The 26262-nt window shown below is 55.2% G+C and carries 23 protein-coding genes and 5 tRNA genes; 24 read left to right on the forward strand and 4 right to left on the reverse strand.

The window, feature by feature from the left end; translation table 11 throughout:
• Positions 1-409: 409 nt before the first annotated feature.
• Positions 410-1018: a riboflavin synthase gene (locus VL547_RS03085; protein ID WP_325575071.1), complete on the reverse strand. Its 609-nt coding sequence runs from the start codon at positions 1016-1018 to the stop codon at positions 410-412.
• A gap of 80 nt (positions 1019-1098) precedes the next feature.
• Between VL547_RS03085 and rpsU the strand changes: the two genes are divergently transcribed.
• The 11 genes from rpsU to nusG all read left to right on the forward strand — a co-directional run bounded on the left by rpsU (position 1099) and on the right by nusG (position 5678).
• On the forward strand, positions 1099-1296 hold the full coding sequence (rpsU, locus tag VL547_RS03090) for a 30S ribosomal protein S21 (RefSeq protein WP_133995588.1): 198 nt from the start codon (positions 1099-1101) through the stop codon (positions 1294-1296).
• A gap of 69 nt (positions 1297-1365) precedes the next feature.
• Positions 1366-2268 carry a tyrosine-type recombinase/integrase gene (locus tag VL547_RS03095; protein WP_325575076.1) on the forward strand — a complete coding sequence of 301 codons (903 nt, stop codon included), beginning with the start codon at positions 1366-1368 and terminating at the stop codon, positions 2266-2268.
• Between the two features lie 162 nt (positions 2269-2430).
• Positions 2431-2760, forward strand: a complete 330-nt coding sequence (locus VL547_RS03100) for an HPF/RaiA family ribosome-associated protein (protein WP_325575078.1) — start codon at positions 2431-2433, stop codon at positions 2758-2760.
• 215 nt (positions 2761-2975) lie between these two features.
• Positions 2976-3048, forward strand: a tRNA-Thr gene (locus tag VL547_RS03105).
• 73 nt (positions 3049-3121) lie between these two features.
• Positions 3122-3204, forward strand: a tRNA-Tyr gene (locus VL547_RS03110).
• Positions 3205-3283: 79 nt separating this feature from the next.
• Positions 3284-3359: transfer RNA gene (locus VL547_RS03115), tRNA-Gly, on the forward strand.
• A gap of 52 nt (positions 3360-3411) precedes the next feature.
• Positions 3412-3483, forward strand: a tRNA-Thr gene (locus tag VL547_RS03120).
• Between the two features lie 93 nt (positions 3484-3576).
• Entirely contained in the window at positions 3577-4764 is a 1188-nt protein-coding gene (tuf, locus tag VL547_RS03125; RefSeq protein WP_325575080.1) for an elongation factor Tu, read from the forward strand.
• Between the two features lie 50 nt (positions 4765-4814).
• A tRNA-Trp gene (locus VL547_RS03130) sits at positions 4815-4885 on the forward strand.
• A gap of 17 nt (positions 4886-4902) precedes the next feature.
• Positions 4903-5094 carry a preprotein translocase subunit SecE gene (gene secE / locus VL547_RS03135; RefSeq protein WP_325575082.1) on the forward strand — a complete coding sequence of 64 codons (192 nt, stop codon included), beginning with the start codon at positions 4903-4905 and terminating at the stop codon, positions 5092-5094.
• A 2-nt stretch (positions 5095-5096) separates the two neighbouring features.
• Positions 5097-5678 (forward strand): transcription termination/antitermination protein NusG, encoded by a 582-nt coding sequence (nusG, locus tag VL547_RS03140; RefSeq protein ID WP_325575084.1) that lies wholly within the window; start codon positions 5097-5099, stop codon positions 5676-5678.
• Positions 5679-5772: 94 nt separating this feature from the next.
• Here the strand turns inward: nusG and VL547_RS03145 are convergent, their stop codons facing one another.
• The 3 genes from VL547_RS03145 to VL547_RS03155 are packed head-to-tail and all read right to left on the reverse strand — an operon-like array spanning position 5773 to position 8385.
• A complete protein-coding gene (locus VL547_RS03145) occupies positions 5773-6618 on the reverse strand; it encodes a fumarylacetoacetate hydrolase family protein (protein WP_325575092.1) in 846 nt (281 codons plus the stop codon).
• Between the two features lie 5 nt (positions 6619-6623).
• Complete coding sequence (locus VL547_RS03150; RefSeq protein WP_325575094.1) at positions 6624-7361, reverse strand: SDR family oxidoreductase; 738 nt, start codon at positions 7359-7361, stop codon at positions 6624-6626.
• A 16-nt stretch (positions 7362-7377) separates the two neighbouring features.
• On the reverse strand, positions 7378-8385 hold the full coding sequence (locus VL547_RS03155; RefSeq protein WP_325575096.1) for a LacI family DNA-binding transcriptional regulator: 1008 nt from the start codon (positions 8383-8385) through the stop codon (positions 7378-7380).
• 299 nt (positions 8386-8684) lie between these two features.
• Here VL547_RS03155 and VL547_RS03160 point away from each other — a divergent pair, with 299 nt between their 5' ends.
• The 13 genes from VL547_RS03160 (at position 8685) to rpoB (ending at position 26259) form a co-directional block, all read left to right on the forward strand.
• Positions 8685-11921 (forward strand): SusC/RagA family TonB-linked outer membrane protein, encoded by a 3237-nt coding sequence (locus VL547_RS03160; protein WP_325575098.1) that lies wholly within the window; start codon positions 8685-8687, stop codon positions 11919-11921.
• Positions 11922-11932: 11 nt separating this feature from the next.
• The gene (locus VL547_RS03165; protein ID WP_325575100.1) at positions 11933-13495 is read left to right on the forward strand and encodes a RagB/SusD family nutrient uptake outer membrane protein; all 1563 of its coding nucleotides are present in this window, start codon (positions 11933-11935) and stop codon (positions 13493-13495) included.
• A 20-nt stretch (positions 13496-13515) separates the two neighbouring features.
• A complete protein-coding gene (locus VL547_RS03170; RefSeq protein WP_325575102.1) occupies positions 13516-14208 on the forward strand; it encodes a fasciclin domain-containing protein in 693 nt (230 codons plus the stop codon).
• 6 nt (positions 14209-14214) lie between these two features.
• Positions 14215-15195: a hypothetical protein gene (locus tag VL547_RS03175; RefSeq protein WP_325575104.1), complete on the forward strand. Its 981-nt coding sequence runs from the start codon at positions 14215-14217 to the stop codon at positions 15193-15195.
• Positions 15192-16469, forward strand: a complete 1278-nt coding sequence (locus VL547_RS03180; RefSeq protein ID WP_325575106.1) for a DUF3472 domain-containing protein — start codon at positions 15192-15194, stop codon at positions 16467-16469. The genes VL547_RS03175 and VL547_RS03180 overlap by 4 nt, the downstream gene beginning before the upstream one ends.
• Positions 16470-16586: 117 nt before the next feature.
• Positions 16587-18017 (forward strand): RICIN domain-containing protein, encoded by a 1431-nt coding sequence (locus tag VL547_RS03185; RefSeq protein ID WP_325575108.1) that lies wholly within the window; start codon positions 16587-16589, stop codon positions 18015-18017.
• An 83-nt stretch (positions 18018-18100) separates the two neighbouring features.
• The gene (rplK, locus tag VL547_RS03190; RefSeq protein ID WP_325575110.1) at positions 18101-18544 is read left to right on the forward strand and encodes a 50S ribosomal protein L11; all 444 of its coding nucleotides are present in this window, start codon (positions 18101-18103) and stop codon (positions 18542-18544) included.
• 25 nt (positions 18545-18569) lie between these two features.
• Positions 18570-19262 carry a 50S ribosomal protein L1 gene (rplA, locus tag VL547_RS03195; RefSeq protein WP_325575112.1) on the forward strand — a complete coding sequence of 231 codons (693 nt, stop codon included), beginning with the start codon at positions 18570-18572 and terminating at the stop codon, positions 19260-19262.
• Between the two features lie 11 nt (positions 19263-19273).
• On the forward strand, positions 19274-19828 hold the full coding sequence (rplJ, locus tag VL547_RS03200; RefSeq protein WP_325575114.1) for a 50S ribosomal protein L10: 555 nt from the start codon (positions 19274-19276) through the stop codon (positions 19826-19828).
• Between the two features lie 88 nt (positions 19829-19916).
• Positions 19917-20294, forward strand: coding sequence for a 50S ribosomal protein L7/L12 (rplL, locus tag VL547_RS03205; protein ID WP_325575116.1), 378 nt, complete (start codon positions 19917-19919; stop codon positions 20292-20294).
• 175 nt (positions 20295-20469) lie between these two features.
• Positions 20470-21483: a LacI family DNA-binding transcriptional regulator gene (locus VL547_RS03210; protein WP_414648327.1), complete on the forward strand. Its 1014-nt coding sequence runs from the start codon at positions 20470-20472 to the stop codon at positions 21481-21483.
• A 35-nt stretch (positions 21484-21518) separates the two neighbouring features.
• Positions 21519-22268 carry a DUF4136 domain-containing protein gene (locus tag VL547_RS03215; protein WP_325575120.1) on the forward strand — a complete coding sequence of 250 codons (750 nt, stop codon included), beginning with the start codon at positions 21519-21521 and terminating at the stop codon, positions 22266-22268.
• Between the two features lie 187 nt (positions 22269-22455).
• Positions 22456-26259, forward strand: coding sequence for a DNA-directed RNA polymerase subunit beta (gene rpoB / locus VL547_RS03220; RefSeq protein WP_325575122.1), 3804 nt, complete (start codon positions 22456-22458; stop codon positions 26257-26259).
• Positions 26260-26262 lie beyond the last annotated feature (3 nt).

Raw genomic sequence — 26262 nt, forward strand, 5'->3', positions numbered from 1 at the left:
GCTTTTTTTGGCAAAAAAAACGGCGTGCAGAAGGTCAGGCACCCCGCCCCCTTCGGCCTACACGCTTAGGACAGAGAAGATGCGGTGCGCTGGGGTGTATACGGATGTATTTCGGTGCGGTACCGTTTGGCCGGTACGTCATTGGCGGGATTTTGGACTGGTTGGCCGGCGTTGACTGGGAGAGGGGGGCGGCGCGGGGTAGTTTTGAGAAAAAATCTCATGAAAAAGATTCAGCAATTCGCGAAGGGGGCGCTGCATCGGGCGCGACGGTTTATTGATGATACGAAAAGGCGGCAGGCGCGACAGCGGAGGGAGATGGTCAGCCGGATTACGCTGGCGGACCTGCGGGAGGCGGCGCAGTCGATGGATATGGAGGTCGTGTGTGGATTTATTCCAAAGAAAGGCGGGTTCAGGCGCGGGAAGCGGCGGCGACGTGCAGCGAGGCTTGCCGCTGAACGTACTTTCCGATCATATCGAATTCCAGATTGACCGGGTCGCCGGGACGGAGGTCCTGCATGGTGGTGTGCGTGTAAGTATAGGGGATGATGGCCACGCTAAAGGCGTCGACATCTACGTCGAAAATGGTGAGGCTGATCCCGTTGAGGCTGATGGAGCCCTTTTCGATGACAAGGGGTGCGAAGGACGGGGAAAACCGAATGCGATATTCCCAGCTGCCCTTCATATCCTGGTAGCCCGTGCAGACGCCGGTGGTATCGACGTGGCCCTGGACGATGTGACCGTCGAGGCGGCCCCCCTGCTGGAGACAACGCTCGAGGTTGACCAGGCCGCCCTCGGTCCAGGTGTTCAGCGTGGTTTTGTCCAGGGTTTCCTGGATAGCGGTGACCCGGTGCCTGTCGTCCCGGACTTCTTCCACCGTCAGGCAGACGCCGCTGTGCGAAACGCTCTGGTCCACCCGGAAGCCGGAGGACAGGGGAGAACTTATCCAAAATGTCTTATTGGAACCGGAGGTGCTGAAAGAGTGGATTTTACCCAGGGCTTCGATGATACCAGTGAACATGGGCACAAATTTCGGGAATTCATGCCGGAAATAAACTGGTAAGTATTATCTTTGCAGTCCCAAAAAGTAGTAAAAAGATTATGCTTATTATTGATTCCAAAGATTGCGAAAACATCGACAAGGCCCTCAAGAAGTACAAAAAGAAATTCGAGAAGGCCAAAATCCTGTTGCAATTGCGTGAACGCCAGTCCTTTACCAAGCCGTCGGTGCGCCGCCGGACCGAGGTCCTGAAGGCGGTTTACCGTCAGCAACTGGCCAACGGCGAAATTGAAAAATAGGTCCTGACGACCACAGCCATAGCGTATTGATAGCGGTAAAGCACTACCTTTACTGCTATCAATATTTTTATGCCCGTTACCGACTCTCCCCCGCATATTGCCGAGTTCCTGGCCTATCTTCAGTGGGAGAAGCGGTATTCCCCTCACACCATCCTTTCTTATCAGAACGACCTTACGGCCTGTTTCGGCTACCTGTCGACGGAATATTCCGTGACGGACCCCTGGGAGGTGGAATCTGGTTTTGTCCGGACCTGGCTGGCCACCCAAAAGGAAGCCGGGTTGACCACCCGGAGCCTGCGCCGGAAGATCTCGGCCCTCAAATCCTACTTCAAGTTTTACCTCCGCAAGGGCGTCATTACGCGTAACCCCATGGGCGTCATCGTGTCTCCAAAAATGAGCCGGCGGCTTCCCGGTTTCGTAGGCGAAAAGGACATCCAGGACCTGCGCCGGGTCGAATTCCCCCCGGGTCTGGAGGGCGAGACGCACCGATTGATCCTCGCGCTGTTCTATCTGACCGGGATGCGGCTATCGGAGCTCGTACAATTAAAAGAGAGTCAAGTAGATATTTCCAAATCGGTGGTCAAGGTCCTGGGTAAGGGGAACAAAGAACGCGTTATCCCCGTCGACCCTGCCTGGATGGAACGCATCCGGTTGTACCGTGACATGAAAACGCGCGACATAGAAGCCCCCAATCGAGAGCGGTTGCTGGTGAGTGCAAAAGGCAAGCCGCTGTATGCCAAATACGTATATAGGGTTGTTAAACACTATTTATCAATGGTGACGACCATCGACAAGAAGAGCCCGCACGTCCTGAGGCATACCTTCGCCACGCATTTACTCGAACGCGGGGCGGACCTCAACGCAGTGAAGGAGTTGCTGGGGCACGCCAGTCTTGCGGCCACCCAGGTGTACACCCATAATTCTATCGAAAAACTCAAACAAGCGTTCGCAAAGGCTCATCCCAAAGCCTGACTGGGCCTACTAATTTTTGCGGTAGGTTCACAAAATTCCTTGCATAATTTTTGGCTGTAAACTCCGCATGGACTACCTTAATAGACCTGTGGTGCTCATGGCACCGCCGCACATTTGACGCCGAAGTTCTTTATTTATTATTCACTTTAAAATTGCGTTGTTATGAACGTAAACATTCAAACAGTAAGGTTTGATGCGGACAGCAAATTGTTGGATCATGTGAGCAAAAAAGTGAGAAAGCTGGACAACTTCCACGACCGGATAACAGCCGTGGAGGTATTTCTAAAGCTGGACAACGTGGTACACCAGATCAAGGACAAGATCGCCGAAATCCGGGTACTTGTTCCCCGACACGAATTCTTCGTAAAGCAATCCTCCAAGTCGTTCGAAGCCTCCTTCGACAGTGCCCTGGAATCTTTGATAACCCAAATAAAGCGACAAAAGGAAAAGACAAAGACAATGATACCCCTGGTCATCCCGACGAACGAGTAGCCAGGTCATTTTTTCAGTCCGGCAATGGGCGCCTCCACCGAGAAACCTATTGCCGGATTTTTTTTGCCCTGGACCGCCACAAAATTTTGGGTTTAAAAGTTTTCCCTTACCTTTGCCATCCCGAAAATGGCATGACTTAGTCCCCAGGTTCGTCAAGTTCTTTACAGTAGTGCGTTACAGCCGTAAAAAAAGGCTCGGGGCAAAAACGTGATCACGCCACTTTAGCTCAGCTGGTAGAGCAACTGATTTGTAATCAGTAGGTCGTTGGTTCGATCCCGACAAGTGGCTCCGGTAGGGCATTTTGAGAAACAGATGAAGCGTAGCGTGAGGCTACATTTGACATATTGAAACCGGATTATCCGGGCAGGTTCCAGAGCGGCCAAATGGGGCGGACTGTAAATCCGCTGTCTTTCGACTTCAGTGGTTCGAATCCACTCCTGCCCACCGCTTATAATGGCCCTTCGGGCGGCGCACCCGTGGTGCGCCATTCGCCTTGATCGGCTGTTGTAAAGTTTTTTGTCTTGCGGAAGTAGCTCAATTGGTAGAGCGATAGCCTTCCAAGCTATAGGTTGCGGGTTCGACCCTCGTCTTCCGCTCCAATGACATGGCGGCTGTCCACAAGGCGGCTGCCGTAAAAGGTATTAAGACTAAGCCGTTGTAGCTCAGTGGTAGAGCACTTCCTTGGTAAGGAAGAGGTCAAGAGTTCAATTCTCTTTAACGGCTCTGAGAATATTTAGGTTGAAAAACCGCAAAACCCCGTGGGCGGCATCCCCATGGGGTAAACAAATTTTAACCACAACTTAAAAAACGATAAAAATGTCTAAAGAGACCTTTAAGAGGGAAAAACCCCACGTCAACGTAGGTACCATCGGTCACGTTGACCACGGTAAGACTACTTTGACGGCCGCCATCACGTCGATTCTGGCGAAGAAAGGCTGGGCTGAAGCAAAGAAGTATGATGAAATCGACGCTGCGCCCGAGGAGAAAGAGCGTGGTATCACCATCAATACTGCACACGTAGAGTACCAGACGACCAACCGTCACTACGCGCACGTGGACTGCCCTGGTCACGCTGACTATGTGAAGAACATGATCACCGGTGCCGCCCAGATGGATGGCGCCATCCTAGTTGTGGCTGCAACCGACGGCCCCATGCCCCAAACGAAGGAGCACATCCTCCTGGCCCGCCAGGTAGGCGTTCCCCGTATCGTGGTCTTCATGAACAAGGTTGACCTTGTTGACGACCCCGAACTGCTGGAGCTCGTTGAAATGGAAATCCGCGAACTGTTGAGCTCCTACGGCTTCGACGGCGACAATACCCCCATCATCCAGGGTTCCGCTACCGGCGCCCTCGCTGGTGAAGACAAATGGGTAAAGGCCGTCGAGCAGCTGATGGATGCTGTAGATAGCTACATCCCCCTGCCTCCCCGTCCGATCGACCAACCCTTCCTCATGTCCGTGGAAGACGTCTTCTCGATCACGGGTCGCGGTACCGTTGCCACCGGTCGTATCGAGCGCGGTATCATCAAGGTTGGTGAGCCCGTCGAAATCGTCGGTCTGATCCCCGAGCCCCTGACTTCCACCGTAACCGGTGTTGAAATGTTCAAGAAGCTCCTCGACGAAGGTCAGGCAGGTGACAACGCCGGTCTGCTCCTGCGCGGTATTGAAAAGAAGGACATCCGTCGCGGTATGGTTATCGTGAAACCGAAGTCCATCACTCCGCACACCGAGTTCAAGGCTGAGGTATACGTACTGAGCAAAGAAGAAGGTGGCCGTCACACGCCCTTCTTCAACAAGTACCGTCCTCAGTTCTACTTCCGCACCACGGACGTAACCGGTGAAGTCGAGCTGAACGCGGGCACCGAAATGATCATGCCTGGTGACAACACCTCGCTGACCGTTAAGCTGATCGCCCCCATCGCCATGGAAAAAGGTCTGAAATTCGCTATCCGCGAAGGTGGCCGTACCGTAGGCGCTGGTCAGGTAACCGAGATCCTGAAATAGTCGGAAATTCATATCTTTGTCCGGACGGCTTTGTGCCGTCCGGACTATTTACGGGCTTAGTTCAATGGTAGAATAGAGGTCTCCAAAACCTTTGATCGTGGTTCGAATCCGCGAGCCCGTGCAGTTAAGATGTTGAAAATGAACAAGATTCTCACATATTGTAAAGACTCGTACCGCGAATTGGTCGAGAAAGTGACCTGGCCGACCTGGGCCCAGCTGCAACAATCCACGACAATCGTCCTGGGGGCTACTGCGCTGATCACCTTCCTGGTTTGGGTCATGGACGCGGCCATATCCCGGATACTGCAAGCCTTTTACTCAATTATATAATGATGGAAGAGGTTATAAACCAGGAAGTAAAAGAGAAAGAGAAGGAGACCAAGTGGTATGTGCTCCGCGTCGTCAGCGGCAAGGAGCGCAAGGTGAAAGAGTACCTGGATAAGGAAATCTCCCGGAGCGGATGGGGCGACCTGGTCAAACAGGTTTTCCTGCCCATGGAAAAGGTTTGGAAAGTACAGAATGGGAAAAAGGTAATGCGCGAACGGAACTATTACCCCGGCTATGTATTTGTCGAGGTAGTGGTAGGCAAGATGAACGACGACATCCGGGACGCCATTAAAAATACCACGAACGTCATTCACTTCCTTGGCAAGGACGATCCTATCGCCCTGCGTAAGTCGGAAGTCAACAAGATGCTCGGCAAGGTCGACGAAATGTCCGACATGGGCGTCACGATGAGCGAACCGTTCATTGTCGGCGAGACCATCAAGATCATCGACGGGCCGTTCAACGACTTCAATGGCGTGATCGAAGAGGTCAACGACGAGAAGAAGAAGCTGAAGGTCGCGGTGAAAGTCTTCGGACGGGCGACGCCGGTGGAATTGAACTACATGCAGGTAGAGAAGCTGGCGTAATTTCGCCGCTTGGATATATGTTTTTAGGGAGCCTTTTCGGGCTCCTTTTTTTTTGTGCCCGCGCTACCATCATTCGGGCCTGGGGTTCCGAGGTCTATGGTAGCGGCGTAACTATTTGCTTCGAAGTGCCGAGGCCGTCTATGCCGAGCTCGACAATGTCGCCTTTTTTGAGGTAAATGGCGGGTTTAAAACCGAGGCCAACACCGGCGGGAGTACCGGTAGAAATTACGTCGCCGGGGAGGAGCGTCATGAACTGGCTCACGTAGGAGACCAGGAACGGGACGTTGAAAATCATGTTCGAGGTATTGCCATCCTGGAAGGTCTTGCCGTTGACGGTGAGCCATAGACGGAGGGAGTCGAGGGCAGGCATCTCGTCGGGTGTTGCCAGCCAGGGGCCGAGTGGGGCGAAGCTGTCGCAGCTTTTGCCCTTGACCCATTGGCCGCCGCGTTCGATCTGGAAGGCGCGTTCGCTGTAGTCGTTGTGTAGGGCGTAGCCGGCAACATAAGAGAGGGCGTCGGCTTCGCTGACATAGGTGGCGCGTTTGCCGATGATGACGGCGAGCTCCACTTCCCAGTCGAGCTTTTCGCTGTTGCGGGGGATATAGACGGGGTCGTTGGGACCGCAGAGCGCGGTGGTCGATTTAAAGAATATGATGGGCTCCTTGGGGATCTCGGCTTTGGTTTCGCGTGCGTGGTCGGCATAGTTGAGACCGATGCAGATGATCTTGGAAGGGCGGTCGATGGGGGAGGCCCAGCGCTCGGTGGCGGGGACTTCGGGGAGGGTGCGACCGGGAAGCCACGTGCGCAGCCGGGAAGGACCGTCGGTGGCAAAGAATTGCTCGGTATAGTCTTCGCCGAAATCGGCGGTGGAATAGCGTTTGCCGTCTTTGTAGATGCCGGGTTTCTCGGCGCCGGTAGCGCCATAACGAATGAGCTGCATGTGGATTAATTATTGAGTCTGATAAATCCCCCGTCGATCGGGTAATCACAGCCGGTAATGAACCCCGCCTCGTCGGAGCAGAGGTACAGCGCCAACGCCCCGATTTCGGAGGGTTGGGCCATCCGGCCGATGGGCTGGGTCTTTGACAGCTTGTCGAACATTTCGGCTTCGCGGCCGGGGTAGTTCTTGGCGATAAAGCCGTCCACGAAAGGCGTGTGGACGCGGGCGGGCGACACGCAGTTGCAGCGGACGCCCTGGCCGATATAGTCCTTGGCGACGGAAAGGGTCATAGTGAGGACGGCGCCCTTGCTCATCGAATAGGCAAACCGGTCCGGAATGCCAACGGTCGAGGCGATTGAGGCGATATTGAGTATGACGCCACTGTGGTGTTCGGTCATCCCTTTGATGACGGCGCGCATCATGTTGTAGACGCCCTTGACGTTTACGGCAAAGACCTTGTCGAAGTCCTCTTCGGAGGTGGTGTCCAGCCGGCCCACGTGGGCGATACCGGCGGCGTTGACGAGGATATCGATCTTGCCGGAGTGCCCAAGGATAGAGGCGATCGTGGCGTTTACCGCGGCCTGATCGGTTACGTTACAGGGATGGGAAAGCGGTCCGGCGGCGACGTTCAGGTCGATGGCATGGACGGTGGCGCCTGCCGAGGCGAAGGTTTCGGCGATGGCTTTGCCGATGCCGCTCGCGGCGCCGGTGATGACGGCCGTTTTTTGATGCAGGGAAAACATAGGCCGTGAAGATAAATCAGAAAATCCTTAATTCGGTGTCCAGGACGACCGGTTTTATCTCGGAAACGGTTTTTCGTTTTTCCACTATATCCAACAGCATTTCAGCCGCCAGCTGCCCCTGGCGATACGGGTGTTGCTCCACCGAGGCTAACGGTGGTACGTCCAGGAAGTTGCACATCGGCAGGTTGGCGAAGCTTACGAAACTGATGTCCTTATTGATCCGAACCTTTTCCTTGCGCGCGTACTGGATGGCGTCGAGACATACGTAGTCGTTGAAACAAAGGACGGCGGTGGGACGCTCCGGCAGGGCCAGCAGCTCGGCTATCGCGGTGCGGGTGCCTTCGGCGGAGAGGTCGATTTCCTTCACGAGGTTGTCGTCGACCGCCAGGCCGTGCTGCTTGAGCGCGTGCTGATAGCCGTCAAAACGCTGGGCGCTGGCAATGAGGCTGCCGGGTCCCTTGAGGAGGGCGATGCGGGTATGCCCCTTTTCGATCAGGTAGTTGACGGCCAGCTCGGCGCCGTGACGGATGTTGCTGGAGACGGAGGGGCCCTGCCCGCCCCGGGGGATGCGGTCGAAATAGACGAGGGGAATATTGTATTTGTCGAGCGCGTCCAGGTGCTGGTAGTCGTCCGTGTTTTTGGACACGGATAAGATGATGCCGTCGACACGGTGTTTGCGGAAGGCCTCCACCAACACGCGCTCGCGCTCCACGGAGTCGTGGGACTGGCCGATCAGCACCGTATACCCCTGCCCGGTGGCCGTGTCCTCGATGGCGCTGATGGCCTGTGAAAAGAATTGCTCGTTCAGGTCGGGCAGGATAACGCCGATGGTATACCACTTCTTTTGCTTGAAGGAAATGGCCAGCGCGTTGGGTTCGTAGTTGAGCTCCTGCGCGAGCTTCTGAACCTGCATCTTGGTACGCAAACCGATCCGGGGATGGTTATGCAAAGCCCTGGACACCGTGGAAACGGAGATGTTGAGTCGGCGGGCAATCTCTTTTATGGTGGGCTGCTTCTGTTCCATGGCTTCGCGGTTTAGACAAAAATGAGATTTAATCAGAAATTAACGGCAAATAATAGTTCAATCGATTGCGCAATTTTGGGCAAACCCGAAAAATGCGCAATCGGTTGAAGCGTTTTTTTCAATCGTTTGCGCTGGAAAAGGTGCTGCCGCGGCGGTTTTGGAGACATACAAGCTCAGTCGGTTTAACTTATTTTTAGCAAAGTCACCTAAAGGTACTCTTTCCTGAAACCTTCAAGTATCCATGATACCCGGCCCGGTGGGTCGGGGTGACGCTTTATTTACCAAAACTGATGTTACGTATGAAGTTCATTTTGCTGCTGTTATGTTTATCCCTATCGATGCTTTCCTTCGCCCAGGGAGGCTTTACGGTAAAAGGCACCGTAAAGGGAGAGGACGGTCAGGTACTTACGGGCGTATCCGTCAAGGAGGTGGGAACGCAAAGGGGTACGGCGACAGACGCCTCCGGCAGTTTCACGCTGACGGTCGCATCGGGTTCGGCCTCCCTGGAAATCAGCTACGTTGGATTTGTAAAGCAGCGTATCAAGCTAAACGACCGTACGATACTGGCGCTGACAATGCGTAACGACCTTTCCAACGGAGCGCTGAAAGACGTCGTGGTGGTCGGTGTGCAAAACCAATCCAGGCGTACTACGACCACGTCGATATCGTCGGTCAGCGGCAAGGCCATTGAAAACCTGCCATCTCCATCTTTCGACAATCTGTTACAGGGGCGCGTGCCCGGTATGGACGTGGAGATCTCGTCCGGAGAACCCGGCGTTTCCCCCACGATCACCGTACGGGGGAACACCCGTGTCAGCCAGGGCGTCGGTAACCTCGACCAGGCGCACGCCCTCAGCGGCCCGTTGTATGTCATCGATGGGGTACCCATCAACCCCGAAGACATTTCCTACAACCAGGACGCGGCAGGAACGTCCAACGGGACGGATTTCCTGGCGGGCATTAACGTAAACGACATCGAAAGCATCGACGTGCAGAAAGACGCGGCTGCTACCGCGGCTTGGGGATCGCGGGGCGCGAACGGCGTCATTTACATCAAAACCAAACGCGGCAGGAGCAGCAAGCCCGAATTTTACGTCAACGCATACGGTGGTCTGGTACAAGAGCCCAAATTGCTGCCAACGGTAACGGGCTCCGCTGAGCGGGCACAAAAGCTCGCGTTATTACAAACCTATGGGAGCTATGCGAATTTCGCGACACTGCCCCAGCTGCTGACGGATAGCCTGAATCCCTATTTCAATAACGCCACCGACTGGCAGGGGCTGTTCTACCGGAACGCTTCCGTGTACAATACCGATTTGTCGGTATCAGCGGCCAATGAAATGGTGAACTACCGGATCAGCATGAATTACTACGATGAGCAGGGCGTCATGAAGGACTTCGATTTCAAGCGCTACTCGATCCGGGGGAACTTCGACTTCCGGGTAAGCCCTAAGCTCAATTCCCAGTTGGTGTTGTCCATGTCTCACAGCGACCGCGACCGTGGGTCTAAGCTCTCCAACACGGACGACAATACGCCTTTCGGCGCCAATAGCGGTAACCTGCCTTCTTCCTTTTTCGGGCTGAACGCGTTTGACTCCGCCAATTACCTCGGGCTGGCCGGAAACCTGCGGAACCAAAATACCAACGACTGGTACAACGGGTCGCTGATTATCAACTACGATATCCTGAAGGGATTGCGGTTCACAACGCAGGGATCGGTATCGGTGGCCCTGGCCAACAAGGACTATTTCAAGCCATCCAACCAAAATGCGCTGTTGGCCTCACAGGGTACCACACAGCCATCCTATGCCGAGTCCGACGCGAACAATTTCACTGAATACTTCACCTCGAACTCCTTGAACTATTCGCACGCTTTTAACGCGGGTGGCGGTCATTCCCACCACCTCGTGGCGACGGCGACGCAACAGTTTACCGACGATATTGCCAAGACCATCAGCGCATCGGGATATAACGTTCCCTCCAATGACATACAGGTGGTGAGCGGCATCCCACAAACCTACCTTTCCGCGAAATCGGACTATCAGTCGTCCGCGGTTTTGTCCTTCGCCGGACAGGTCCAGTACGACTACGACGGTAAATACATCGCCTACGTGGCCGACCGCGCGGACGCTTCCTCCCGGTTTGGCGCCAATAGTAAGTGGGGCAAATTCCCTTCTGCAGGGCTGGGCTGGATCATTTCCGACGAGAAATTTATGAAGGGCGTCACACGGTACGTAAACTTCCTGAAACTACGCGGTAGCTACGGCCTTGCAGGGCAACAGTCCCTCGACTATTACGCGCCTTATAATTCATATTCGGTCAACGGCACCTATGGCGGCGGGACGGCTGTATCGCCCAGCTTTACCAATGGCCTGACCAAGGACGACCTGACCTGGTCGAGGACTTACCAGAAGGATATCGGCTTGGAATTCCAGTTGTTTAACAGCCGCGTCTACGCAGTGGCCGACGTCTATGACAAGACCACGAAAGGGGACTATTTCACCTTCAACCTGCCGTTTTTTACGGGCTACCAAAGCATTGATTTCAACGGCAACGACCTATGGGTAGACAACCGCGGTCTAGACCTGTCGCTGACGGGACATATCCTGGGCGAAAAGAGCAAGTTCCATTGGACCTCCACCCTGAACCTATCCTTCAACAAGAACATCATCGCCAGGTTACCCAACAACAACCGTTCCTTCGAGATCGATGACTACTATGGTGTTGGACGCATATATTCCGTGGGTCAGCCCATATATGAAATGTTCCAGATGAAGTACGCTGGCGTCTATAACAACGTAGGTCAAATACCTGTCAACCCGATCACCGGCCAGCCGCTGACCTATTTCAAGACTTACTATCCCGTACAACCGGGTTACCCGATCTGGATCGACCAGAACCATGACTACGACGTATGGAGCGGAGAGAATAACGGCGATAATTACGGTGACCGGATCCCCAGCGGCAACCCGAACCCCAAATATACCGGCGGCTTTATCAACGACTTCTCCTACAAGAATTTCACCCTGAGTATTATCAGTGTATTTTGTGGCAAAAGGGATATTGTCAATATCTACAAGCAGAGCCAGATCGCCGATGTTTTCAGTTTCCCTTCCGGCAACTATTCGTCAACCGCCAACGCCATGGCCGCCAACTGGTTGCCGAACCTCAGCGGGCTGAACTATTGGGTGCCCCAACAAGCGACCAAGGGCGGTTCAACGTACAGCGCCTCATTCCCCGCATTGAACCCCTATGGTCCCAACTTCTACCAATTCCTGCCCTTTTCGACGATGTTCAACGAGAACGGCGCCTTTTTCAAGATCAAGAACATCGTCCTGGCGTACAGCCTGCCCGAGTCCTGGATTCAGCACCTGAAAATCAGCCGGGCCAGGATCTACGGTACGGTAGACAACGTCTATACTTTCACTCATGCCACGGTGCCCGACCCTGAGGCGGTCAACCAACTGGGCATCTATACCGGCGGTAACTACCCGGTACCCCACAAATTCACCTTTGGCCTGGATGTCACTTTTTAAATCGAAAAACAATGCGTAGATCTTATTCATATAACCTGAGCTGCCTGCTGATCCTGTCGATCCTTGTGTTCGGCTCCTGCAAGAAATACATCGACAAGGGGCCCATCGATTCCACGTACGGTTCGGAATTCTGGACGTCCCAGGCCTCGGTCGAACAGGCCGCGTTGAGCATGTACGGACAATTCCGGATCTGTATCCGCAGCAGCAACGCATTCTTCACCAATGGCGATTACGTGGCGGGTATCTTTTCTTCCACCGCCTGGAATTACACGCCGCTGTCTCCCCAGAATAACTCCGACTATTTTACCGCCACCGCGGACTATCTCGGTGACCTGACCAACTGGACCCGGTATTATACCCTGTTTGCACAGTGTAACCTAATCCTCCAGCAGGTGCCCAAAATGCCGATCGCGGATTTCGCGGGGGATACGACCGTCCGGAACAGTTATATCGCTGAAGCGCTGTTCATGCGGTCGCTGGGCTATTTCTTCCTGATCCGTAACTGGGGCGACCCCGTATACGTCACCCGTACCTATGACCAGGTGGACTACGGCAATATCCCTCCTGTCCCGCGTACCGCCGAATCTATCGTGCTTGATAGCTGCCTGGCGGACCTCGAGACTGCGGCGGGTTACCTGCAGTTTTCCGGGGGCGATCCCAGTAAGGTACTACGTGCCAATAAGGGTTCCGTCTACGCGCTGATGGCGCACATCTATGCCTGGCGGCATGATTATAAGAACGCGCACCTCGCCTGCCAGCAGGTGATCCAGAACGGCGGCTATAGCCTGGAGCCGGCGGCGACCTATACGAATCTTTGGAAAGGGTCCTCTTCGGCGGAGAATATCATGGAGATCGCGATGCTCTATGACGCGAACGACCCCCAGTTCCTGACATCAGCCGACGGGTATAACGACTATAGCGGTTGGACGGAAGGTCAATTCAACTTTTTCTCTGTTTTTCTTAAGGATTCCCTGGACGACCAATTGACCGCGACGGCGTGGGTGGCGGACGAGACGCTGACCGACACCTTGTTCGGCGTGGATGTGACGGGTACGTCCCCCGACTTGCGGTTCAACACGATCCTCAAGCATGTTAATGCCAGCGGCGGAGACCCCAAGGGGTATCTCCTGCTGAAGTATACCAACTTCGCTTATCAGAACCCGGGCCAGGAGGTCAACGCTTATATCAGCAATAACCTCGCTTTATTCCGGTTGGGAGATATTCTGCTCCTGGATGCAGAAGCGCAGGCCATGACCGGCGGTACCTCATCCGCCGTGGCGGAGATGAACCAGACCAGAGAGCGGGCAAACATCGGCGACTATACAGGACCCATGGACCAAACGAATCTTGTCCAGGCCATATTCAACGAGCGCTCACGGGAACTGATCGGCGAAGGACAAACCTATTATGATATGATCCGTACTGATACGGTGCTACACTCGCTCACCGAGGTGCTCAATTTCCCTCCGGCCAGAGTCTCGGAAAAAGGATATTACTGGCCGTTGGACCTGGGCTCTCTTTTCTCCCTCGATCCCGTCCTGACGCAGAACCCTTATTGGTCGAGCAATAAATAGCCACCCACAAAAAAGAAATTATGAAAAAAAATTCCATCCTATACCTGTTACCGCTGCTGTGCTTGATTATTTCTTGCCGCAAACAGGACTATATCACCGGCGGACAGAAATCCAATCCCAAGGTGAACATGACTACCTATGACTACCTCAAGGGCAATTCTATGCACCAGTTCGATACGTTGATCCTGTTGATTGACGCAGCGGGCCTGAAGGATTCGATCAATGAGCCGGGCATCACTTTCTTCGCCCCGACGGATCGGGCCATCGATAACTACCTGGCGGCCCGGACTGCCCTGGTGCAGAACATCGATCCCTTCCAGAAATATACGCTCGATACCCTCCTTAAATACGACCTGGACCGGGTGAAGGACTCGCTGTTGATGTACATTGTCCATCAACAGCTGTCCTTCAGCAGCCTCACGAACAATGGCGCTTTGTATCATACGGGACTGAGCGGCGACTCGGTGCTCGTTTCCTACGAGTATACCAAGGACCCCAACCTCGGCTACTCCACCTATGTCTCCAATGTTCCGCAGGTCGTTTACTTCACCCAATTGTGGGGGACGCCGCCGATTCCCATCGATGCACCCGACATACCGACCAATGTCGGGGTACATACCTTGTGCCAGACGTCGGGTATACAAACCAACACCGGGATGCTAGACGTCCTGGAGAACAGCCACGTCTTATTCTTTTTTGGAACCATTCAATAGCCACGTATGAGACTTTACATATACCTCCTGCTCGGCGCGGTCTTTTTCGCGTCGTCCTGTACCAAGTACGCAAAAGGCTTCCTAAGCCCCAATATCCAATACCTGCAGAGCAACTATGTGATTTCGAAGGGACGTGTGTACAACTCCGACGCGGTAAATCCGGACGGGTCCTCGCAGCCGCTGAATATCACGCTCGAGCATGTCTATGATTCCGCGGGGAACGTCATGGACAATATATTTTTCAAAACATACCCGGTGACCACCTGGAAGGCCGCCTACAATTCGGCCACGGATACCACGCTGGACCAAATAACGGCCAAACAACAGGTGCAGCAGTTGCCGCCGATTACACTCAACGCGAACAGCGGTGTCATAACGGGTAATTTCGCGACCATCAACCTGCCAGCGGGGACTTATTCGCTGGACGAGAAAATATCGAACATCGCAGGTATCGAAATGTTCCACAACCTCGTCTCCATCACCCTCGTGGATGCACCCGCCTATCAATCCGTTCCCGATCTCGGCACGACATACGACAAGCTATTCAAGGTCGGTAACGAGTCCGTGACTGCGAACGCGGCCAACCCCATTATCACGATCCAATACCTGGCGGATTCACCCAACCTGATCGTCCTGAAAATGATAGATAAGAACGGCACTCCGTTCGATCCGAAAAAGGGCGAGATCGTCCAGCGGCCGAACAGCGGGGTAAACCCGATCCCGCCGTACCTGCAGTGTTTTGAAAACTATACCAACAGCTACACCTATACCGATACGGCGATGTTGTTTCAATATGCGCTTACGCCATTCCCCTTTACGTCGTTAGGGAACGGGTACAACCTCTATTACCGGATACCGACCCAGTTCTTCTCGGTGTCAGGGTATCCCGACGGCGAATGGAGCGCAAACCCGAGGTTGCCGTTCCGGTTGTGGATACCGGGAGTTTATTCCATCACCATGCAATTCCCTGACCTTACGCACAAATGATGATATACAAACTGGCGTTTTTCTTAATGCTCGCTCCGCTGTCGGTTTTCGCGCAGGTGGAGGTGACTTTATACAGCAACGGATATATCTACCCGCATACGGACGATGAAGGCGGCATAGCCAGTAAACATGGATTGATCGATGAGCAGGGCCTAACCGGTTGGGACGATGCGTATTTGTTCAGCAGGACATATTTCGCCCCGCGAACCATCGGCGTGCTTAGTGTGGCTTTGCGTCTAAAGGCAACTGCCGGGGACAGCAAACTTTCCGTGCGATTGGATAGTTCGGGTAAAGGCTATACGCTCAAGGTCCCCGGGGGTAGCGATTACGTGGTGCTGCCGGTCGGCGATTTCGACGTGCCGGATGCGCGTTATCACTGCATCGAGATCAGGGGGATTTCGAAGACAGGAAAGTACTATCCCGATATCCGGTCGGTCATATTGTCTGGGCCAGCGTCCGCCAATCTGGAATACAACAACAAAGAATACAGGGGCGCGCCGGCCACCCATTTATGGTACGCGAGTCCGGCGGACAGCGCAATAGCCTGGTTTTATTCCGAGGTATGCGTTCCGTCGGGTGTAAATTCCCGAAATGCCTATTATATGACCAATGGCTTTTCAGGAGGGTACATGGGCATTCAGGTGAATTCCGGTACCGAACGGCGATTCATCTTCTCGATCTGGAGCGACTATAGTACGAACGACCCCAAGGAAATCCCTGCTGACTATGCGGTTACGCTCATCCGCAAAGGGAAGGACGTTTTTACCGGTGAGTTCGGGAATGAGGGATCCGGGGGACACAGCCACCTGACCTTCGCCTGGAAGAACGGGACGACTTACAAACTGCTGGTGGGGGCGAGGCCCAAAGTGGATCATACCATCTATACGGCGTACTATTTTGCTCCTGAGAACGGGGAATGGAGATTGATCGCTGAATGGGATAAAGCAAAAACGGGCGGTAAATTACTGTCCGGTTTATATTCCTTCGTAGAGAATTTCGGACCGAACGGGGACGACTACTTCAAAGCCGACTATGGCAACCAATGGGTATGCACGTCGTCGGGTACCTGGATAGAGATGAAAGATTGTCTGTTGACGACGACCGCCAGCCCCTTGAATCATCCCCGTTATGACTATGGTGCCGGTGTGGAAAACGGCTTTTTTTATATGTACACCGGCGGATTCCGGGATATAGGCAATACGAGCCTCAGGGATCCGATCCAGCGGCCTCCGACGGGGAAGGCCCCGGATATCGATTTTTTGAAGCTGCCTTAAGATTAAAAAATAGCGCAATCGGTTGACCGGATATTTCAACCGATTGCGCTACGGTAGCCGGTTTCACGCCTATTGCAAATAATGTTAGGATAACATATATTAATGGAAACCTAACATATGAAGCATAACCAAATCGTCGTCCTCGCCGCCGCGTTGTCGCTGGCGGCCTGTTCCAAACAACAACACGCGACGGAAGCGGCAGAACCGGCTTCCAATGGGGCCACCGTACAAACGCCGTATGGGGCGCTGCCTGCGTCGCGCGTACATGCCGTCGACAACCATACCATCGCCAAGATCGTCGGCGGCCGGCTACAACTCGTAAACATGAATACCGGCCGCCTCGTCGAAGACTTGGGCGTTCCCTCCGCGGACGACCGGGCGGCGACCGACCCTTACGCTTTCGCCCGTGCGCTGAGAGGTGAGTCCGTAGCCGCCGTCACGACGTTTGGCACAAACCCGACCTTTGGCACGACGGGCGCCTCGGGCAGGAATGAAGGCTCTTATTACACGTCTGCAAGCCTGTCGGGCATCAAAAGCCTGTCGACCAACTGGCTGGTGCCCAACTTCCCGCTCGACACGACCAACCCGGTCACTATTTTCTACTGGAACGCGCTTGACGGGGGCGCCCTCCAGCCGGTGCTCCAGTACGACCAGGGCTATGGAAATGCCTATACCATCGCCAACTGGTACTTTACCGAGGGGCAGTATTTCCATGGGACCTTTGTGCGGGTGACACCCGGCACGCAGCTGACCGGCGTCATTACCTTCGTATCCAACCCGAATGACACGACCTGGAACTACAAGGAAAGCTTCACCGGCTATTCCGCGGCCGACGTGAATATAACAAGGACGAGCGAGGCGACGGACCCGGCACTGTGCCTGGAAGCCTACACCCAGATCCTGGCGCAGTGGCCCAACCAGCCGTTTATGCAGTTCACCGCCATCGATGTGGCCATGAGGACGGGTTCGGCCCCCGACAGCCTCCACTGGACGCCGGGTGGCGGCAGCGTGCCGGTGACGCCGTCCCTGCTCAACACCGTCGTGGTGAACAACAGCGCCACCAATGGTGAGGTGGACATGTATTTCGGGGACGGGACGGGCATCACCCCGGACTCCAGCTTCCACATCGTGGCGGGCGTGAATGGATCGAGCGTGCTCGACATCACCGGCGGCGCGACGACGGCCGGTACGCCGGTTGAACTGTGGACGCCCAATTCACCGGTCTCGCCCAACCAGGTTTGGAAGGCGATCGCCCTTCCCGGTGGTTACTATGAATTCCAGGCGGGTAACAACGCCAGCATGGCCCTGACCGACAGCGCCTCGGGTACGGGCAACGGTACCAGGATCGTGATCGAGCCCTACACCGGGTCCACCGCCCAGAAATGGAAAGTTACGCCCGCCGGTGGGGGATACAACACCCTGTCGCCGGCCTGCGCGCCTTCTTCCAATATGGATGTTTATGCCCACGGTACCGCCAACGGCACCAAAATCGAGATCTGGTCGGCCAACGGAGGGACGAACCAGCAGTTTAAATTTGTGCTGGAATGATATAATTCCTACCTTTGCCGTCCCAATTTTGGGAGTCCCATACCTCCGGGTCGCCGGGACGTTATGACCAAAAACCATTTATAATGGCAAAAGAAATCACAGGTTACGTAAAACTCCAGGTCAAGGGTGGCCAGGCCAACCCCGCTCCTCCCGTAGGTCCTGCTCTGGGTTCCAAAGGTGTGAACATCATGGAATTCTGCAAGCAGTACAACGCCAGGACCCAGGACAAGATCGGCAAGGTACTGCCCGTTTTGATCACGGTCTACGCCGACAAGTCGTTCGACTTCGTCATCAAGACCCCTCCCGCCAGCGTACAACTGCTGGAAGCATCCAAACTGCAAAGCGGTTCCAAAGAGCCCAACCGGAACAAGGTCGGAAAGGTGAACTGGACCCAGGTGGAAGCCATCGCAAAAGACAAGATGAGCGATCTGAATTGTTTCACGGTAGAAAGCGCCATGCGCATGGTAGCCGGTACGGCCCGCAGCATGGGTATCACCGTGGATGGTAAAGCCCCCTGGGAAAACTAATTGTTCATCTCAAAAGACCTGACACATGGCACTTACAAAGAAAAGAAAAGCAGCCCAAGGCAAAGTGGATCAGAGCAAACTGTATTCACTCAAAGAAGCGAGTTCCCTGGTAAAAGAGGTGAACTGCACCAAATTCGATAGCTCCGTCGACCTTCATATCCGTCTCGGCGTCGACCCCAAAAAGGCCGACCAGGCCGTCCGCGGCACGGTAACCCTGCCTCATGGCACGGGTAAGACCAAAAAGGTACTCGTTCTTTGCACCCCCGAAAAAGAAAACGACGCAAAGAACGCCGGCGCCGACTTCGTTGGCCTGGACGAGTTCATCACCAAGATCGAAGGCGGTTGGACCGACGTGGACGTGATCATCGCCACGCCCTCCGTCATGCCCAAGATCGGTAAGCTGGGTAAAATCCTCGGCCCCCGCAACCTGATGCCCAACCCCAAGACCGGTACGGTAACCAACGATGTCGCCGCCGCCGTAAACGAGGTAAAGGGTGGTAAGATCGCGTTTAAAGTAGACAAGGCTGGTATCATCCACGCGTCCATCGGAAGGGTTTCCTTCGGTACGGACAAGATCAGTGAAAACAGCCAGGAGCTCATCAATGCTATCGTCAAGCTGAAACCCGCAACGGCTAAGGGTACTTACCTGAAGGGTCTCTCCATGGCGTCCACGATGAGCCCCGGTATCATGATCGATACCAAATCGGTAACTAACTAAAACGACTTACAATGACAAAAGAGCAAAAGAACGAGGTGATCGAAGTCCTGAAGGGCAAGTTCTCTCAATATAATAACTTCTACGTCACGGATACCGAATCCCTGACCGTAGAGCAGGTATCCAAGCTTCGTCGCGCCTGCTTCGACAAGAATGTCGAAATGAAGGTGGCAAAGAACACCCTCATCAGGAAGGCCCTGGAATCCCTGGACAGCCAGAAATACGCCGGGGTTTACGACTCACTGCACAATGTGACGGCCCTGATGTTCTCCGAGAACGCCAAGGAGCCGGCCCTGATCCTGACGTCCTTCCGCGGCGAAAAGAACCTGCAGAAGCCGGAGCTGAAGGCCGCCTTCATCAACGGTGACGTGTACACCGGGGATGAAAACCTCAAGGCCCTGACCAAGATCAAGTCCAAGGAAGAGCTCATCGGGGAAGTCATCGGGCTCCTCCAGTCGCCCGCTAAGCGCGTACTGGCCGCCCTGTTGCACCACCACGAGAAACAAGCCGCCGGCGTCGAAGCCGGAGCCCCGGAAGCTGGCGCTGCCGAAGCGCCCGCCGCCGAATAAGACAGTATATGTATCCACCGGAGCTTCCCTGATGATTTTTTGCGGGGGCTATGAAGGTGGAATTTATAAACGCTAAAAATTTAATAACATGGCAAACGTAAAAGAACTCGCAGAACAACTGGTAGGCCTGACTGTTAAAGAAGTACAGGAACTGGCCGACGTATTGAAAGCCGACTACGGTATCGAACCCGCAGCCGCAGCAGTAGTGGTAGCCGCCGACGGCGGTGGTGGCGGAGCCGCCAAGGTAGAAGAGAAGACCTCTTTCGACCTGATCCTGAAGAGCGGCGGCGCCAGCAAGCTGGGTGTCGTGAAGATCGTAAAGGAAATGACCGGCCTGGGTCTGAAGGAAGCCAAGGACCTGGTAGACGGCGCTCCCAAGCCCGTAAAGGAAGGCATCTCCAAGGCAGAAGCCGAGGAACTGGCCGCCAAGCTGAAGGAAGCCGGCGCCGACGTAGAGATCAAATAAGGGCCCCTTATAAATTTCTATACGAGGAGCTACCCGCATGGGTGGCTCCTCTTGCTTTCCGGGGGGGCGCGCACCGGAGGTACGCGCGTGCTTTGGCCCACCAAACCCGCTAACTAAAACGAATTTGTAAACTTTCGAATTAGTTAATAAATTACATGATCGGAGCCATTCATACATGAAGAAATTGTCTATTAAAGATATAGCGCAGAAAGCGGGTGTCTCTACGGCGACCGTTTCTTTTGTGCTCAACGGTAAAGCGGAAGAGATGCGCATCAGCGACACGCTTGCCAAAAAGATCACCAAACTCGCCAAGCAACTCGGCTACCAGCCCAACCAGCTGGCCCGGGGTCTGAGGACCGGGAAGACACACACGTTGGGTCTGATCGTGGAGAACATCTCGAACCATTTCTTTGGCAACCTGGCCAAGGTCATCGAGGACGAGGCCAAGAAGTACAATTACAAGGTGCTCTATTGTAGCACGGAGAACAATACCTTAAAGGCCAAGGAGCTGATTCAGATGCTCCAGGACCGCCAGGTGGACGGGTACATCATTACCCCGACCGAGGGGCTGGAGGCCGACATCGAGAAGCTGATCGCCGCGGGGAAACCAGTGGTGCTCGTGGACCGGTATTTCGCCAACCTGGCGACGAACTACGTCCTGGTAGACAACTACAAGTCGGTTTTCGATACGATTACCCGCCTCGTCGGCCGTGGGTTCACGCAAATCGGCGTGGTAACGGTGGATCTGTCCATGATCAACATGGAACAGCGTATGAGCGGCTATAAGGACGCCCTGAAGGCCTCCAAGATACCGTACCGGAAAGAGCTGGTGAGGACCATCCCCTTTGAAGCGTCCCGGGAAAAGGCGCTGGAGCTGGTGGCCGATTTCCTGGAGGGCGGTCCAAAGAAGGAGGCCGTTTTCTTTTTGACCAATTATCTCGGTATACTGGGGCTGGAGTGCCTCAAAAAGCTGAAATTGAAGGTGCCGGACCAGATGGCTTTTGTCAGCTTCGACGACCATGACATCTTCCGGCTGCATACGCCCAGCATAACCGCGCTCGCCCAGCCGGTGGAGGATATCGGTCGCACCGCCATGACCATTCTCCTGGAAGAGATCAAGAGCGGGCTCAAAAACAACGCCCATCACCTCCTGCCGGGGGAACTCGTGGTGCGGGAGTCGGCATTGTAAGGGGCGAACGGCACCGATTTTGTACAGATAAGGGCATGGGGACCCGTCTATATATTGTCCTTGCCCTCGGTCTGGCCGCCTGCCGCGCCCCCAAAACCGCTTCGTACGGTCCCGGGTATACGTCCCGGTATCACCACGCCCCGAACCGGGTTTACCAGACATTTTCGATCAACCCCGTTTCCGACACCGGTACGTCGCTGACTGCGTTCAACCGGAAGTGGATCGTGTCGGAAACCAGGGCCCAGATGGTCAAAAAGGGGCTGACGCCCGGGGACGCCACCGCCGACCTGCTGGTCAACATCGTGTCTGTCGACAGCAGCCGGGCAGGACAGATGGCGGGACGGCCGCTCAACGACTGGTACCGGTTGTTCCACGGGGGGACAATACGGCCCGCGGGGGAGGGGCCGGGGGAAATCGTCGGGACGCTCCTGCCGGATAGCCTGCTCCACCAGCTGGACTCGGGGTGGGTGGTTCACCCGAAACGGGCGGCGCGGACAGCCGACAGCCAGCGCCATCCGTTGGATACCGCCCCGCCGGGCGCCGGGGGACCGCCGGTTGCGGGGGGGCCGTCGCCCCCCAAAGAGCCTCAGCTGGCCTACGGGGCCCTGATCATCGATGTGATCGACCGGGATAAGCGCCTGCTGCTCTGGGAGGGCATCGCCAACCGGGCGGTAGACATCCCGGCCCGGGACGCCGAAAAACGGACCCAGGCGATGGTTATCCGGCTGATGGAGGGGTACCAACCGGGGGCGGGGCCAAAAGACACCGCCAAGGGGGTAAAATGACCATAAAATGTTGGTTATTTTTTTGGAAATTATTATCTTTGCGATCCTTTACGTTAGGCCTAATACATCTTGAACGACAGAATTCAGTCATGAAGCATTGATTTTCAGTGACCCATATTTTACCCAAAATATGGGCTTGATTGTTTTGTGTACGTCCTAATTAAAACGAAAACGCGTTTTTAACAATATGTCATCAACACAAGTGAACAACAGGGTCAACTTCGGTAAGGCCAAGCACCTGGCGGAAACGCCGGATCTGCTGGAAATCCAGTTGCAGTCCTTTAAGGATTTTTTCCAGTTGGAAACAACTCCTGACAAGCGCAACGTCGAAGGTTTATTCCGGGTTTTCAAGGAAAACTTTCCCATTACGGATACCCGGAACATCTTCGTGTTGGAGTTCCTCGATTATTTCGTTGATCCGCCCCGCTACTCCATCGAGGAGTGTATGGAACGCGGGCTGACCTACGCCGTTCCCCTGAAAGCAAAACTTCGCCTGAGCTGTAACGACGAAGAGCACGTGGACTTTCAAACGATCGTCCAGGACGTGTTTTTGGGCAACATCCCTTATATGACCCCCCGCGGTACCTTCATCATCAATGGTGCGGAACGCGTCGTGGTCTCCCAGCTGCACCGCTCTCCCGGTGTATTCTTCGGCCAGTCGGTCCACCCGAACGGCACGAAGATCTATTCAGCCCGCGTTATCCCCTTCAAGGGCGCGTGGATGGAGTTCGCCACGGACATCAACAATGTGATGTACGCGTATATCGACCGTAAGAAGAAATTCCCGGTCACCACGCTGCTCCGGTCCATCGGCTACGAAACCGACAAGCACATCCTGGAGCTCTTCGGGATGGCCGACGAAGTGCCGGCCGACAAGAAGAGCCTGGAGAAGTACCTGGGCAAACGCCTGGCCGCCCGCGTCCTGCGGAGCTGGGTGGAAGACTTTGTAGATGAGGACACCGGTGAAGTCGTGAGCCTGGAACGGAACGAGGTCGTCATGGAGCGCGATACCGTCCTGGACAAGAACGCTATCGAGACCATGGTGGAAATGGGGATCAAGACCGTCTTCCTGCAAAAGGAAGAAGTCAGCGGTGATTACGCTATCATCTACAACACCCTGAACAAGGATACGTCGAACTCCGAACTGGAGGCCGTCCAGCACATCTACCGCCAGCTGCGCGGGGCCGATGCACCGGACGACGAGACCGCGCGCGGTATCATCGACAAGCTGTTCTTCAGCGACAAGCGCTACGACCTCGGCGAAGTCGGCCGGTACAAGATCAACCGTAAGCTGGGCCTGAACTACAAACTGGACCAGAAGACGCTGACCAAGGAAGACATCATCGAGATCATCAAATACCTGGTCCGTCTGACCAACGCCAAGGCGGAAATCGACGACATCGACCACCTGAGCAACCGCCGGGTGCGTACGGTGGGCGAACAGCTCTACGCCCAGTTCGGCGTGGGTCTGGCCCGTATGGCGCGTACCATCCGCGAAAGGATGAACGTCCGCGACAATGAAGTGTTCACCCCGGTGGACCTGATCAACGCGCGTACGTTGTCTTCCGTGATCAATTCGTTCTTCGGAACAAGCCAATTGTCGCAGTTCCTCGACCAGACCAACCCGTTGTCCGAAATCACGCACAAGCGTCGTATCTCGGCGCTCGGGCCCGGCGGTCTGTCGCGCGAACGCGCCGGCTTCGAAGTCCGCGACGTACACTACTCCCACTACGGCCGTCTGTGTACGATCGAGACCCCGGAAGGGCCGAACATCGGTCTGATCTCCACCCTTTGCGTACACGCCAAGGTGAACGAGATGGGCTTTATCGAGACTCCTTACCACGTGGTAAAGGACGGTAAGGTCGATACGAAGCACCTGACCTTCCTGAGCGCGGAAGAAGAAGATACCGCCAAGATCGCCCAGGCGAACATCGAAATGGACGACAAGGGGCATATCCTGGAAGAAAAGGTCCGTTCCCGCGAAACCGGGGACTTCCCCATCCTGGACAAGGCCGAAGTGGAATTCATGGACGTCGCCCCCAACCAGATCGTGGGTCTCAGCGCCTCGCTGATCCCCTTCCTGGAGCACGATGACGCCAACCGCGCCCTGATGGGATCGAACATGCAACGCCAGGCCGTACCCCTGATCCGTCCCGAAGTACCCATCGTCGGTACCGGGCTGGAAGCCAAGGCCGCCCGTGACGCGCGCATACAGATCCACGCTGAAGGGAAAGGCGTAGTAGAGTTCGTGGATGCCAACGAAATCCATGTCCGCTACGACCGCAACGAACAACAAAAGCTGGTCTCTTTTGAAGACGACCTGAAAGTATACCGCCTCACCAAATTCATCAAGACCAACCAGAGCACCTGTATCAACCTCAGGCCCTGCGTCCATAAGGGACAGCACGTCGTAGAAGGCGACTTCCTCACCGAAGGCTACGCCACCCGCGACGGGGAACTGGCCCTGGGCCGGAACCTGAAGGTGGCCTTCATGCCCTGGAAGGGGTACAACTTCGAGGACGCCATCGTGATCTCGGAGAAGGTGGTGAGCCAGGACCTGTTCACGTCGGTACACATCGAGGAATTCGAGCTTGAAGTCCGCGATACCAAGCTGGGTGAAGAGGAACTGACCCCGGACATCCCGAACGTTTCGGAAGAGGCCACCAAGGACCTCGACCAGAACGGGGTTATCCGTATCGGCGCCCACGTCAAAGAAGGCGACATCCTGATCGGTAAGATCACCCCCAAGGGCGAATCCGATCCGACCCCGGAAGAAAAGCTGCTCCGCGCGATCTTTGGCGACAAGGCCGGCGACGCCAAGGACGCTTCGCTCAAGGCGCCCGCGGGCACCGAAGGCGTGGTGATCAACAAGAAGCTCTTCCAACGCGCCAAGAAAGACAAGAACGGGAAGGTCCGTGAAAAGGCCGCCCTGGAAAAAGTGGAAAAGGTACACGAGGGTAACACCAAGGAGCTCCTGGAAGTCCTCCTCGGCAAGCTGTTGACGCTCCTCAAGGACCACACCAGCGCCGGGGTAACCAACAACTTCGGGGAAATGCTGATCGGTAAAGGCGCCAAATTCACCCAGAAGAACCTGGCGGGGATCGATTACCAGAACGTCAACCCCCTGGGCTGGACCGGTGATGCCAAGATCGACGACTCGATCAACACCCTCCTGCACAACTACAACATCAAGTACAACGAAGAGCTGGGCCGTTACAAACGCGAGAAGTTCAACATCTCCATCGGGGACGAACTGCCCGCGGGCGTTCTCAAGCTCGCCAAGGTATACCTGGCCGTCAAGCGTAAGCTGAAGGTAGGGGACAAGATGGCCGGCCGCCACGGGAACAAGGGGATCGTCGCGAAGATCGTTCGCGCCGAAGACATGCCCTTCCTGGAAGACGGTACGCCGGTGGACATCGTCCTCAACCCGCTCGGGGTGCCTTCCCGTATGAACCTCGGCCAGATCTACGAAACGATCCTCGGCTGGACCGGCGAAAAGCTGGGCGACAAGTTCGCCACGCCGATCTTCGACGGGGCCTCGGTAGAGGAAATCTCCGAGTTCTGCACCAAGGCCGGCATCCCGACGATGGGTCACACATACCTGTACGACGGTGAAACCGGGGAACGCTTCCACCAGAAAGCGACCGTAGGGATCATCTATATCATCAAGCTCCACCACATGGTCGATGACAAGATGCACGCCCGTTCGATCGGGCCGTACAGCCTCATTACCCAGCAGCCGCTCGGTGGTAAGGCCCAGTTCGGTGGCCAGCGTTTCGGGGAAATGGAAGTCTGGGCCCTGGAAGCCTACGGCGCCTCCAACATCCTGCAGGAACTGCTGACGATCAAGTCCGACGACATCATCGGCAGGGCCAAGACCTACGAAGCGATCGTGAAGGGCGAGAACGTGCCGCGTCCGGGCGTACCCGAATCCTTCAACGTGCTCGTGCACGAGTTGCGCGGTTTAGGGTTGGATCTGAAGTTTGAATAGGCC

It is taken from the genome of Dinghuibacter sp. (genome assembly GCF_035492835.1).
Taxonomy (GTDB): Bacteria; Bacteroidota; Bacteroidia; order Chitinophagales; family Chitinophagaceae; genus Dinghuibacter.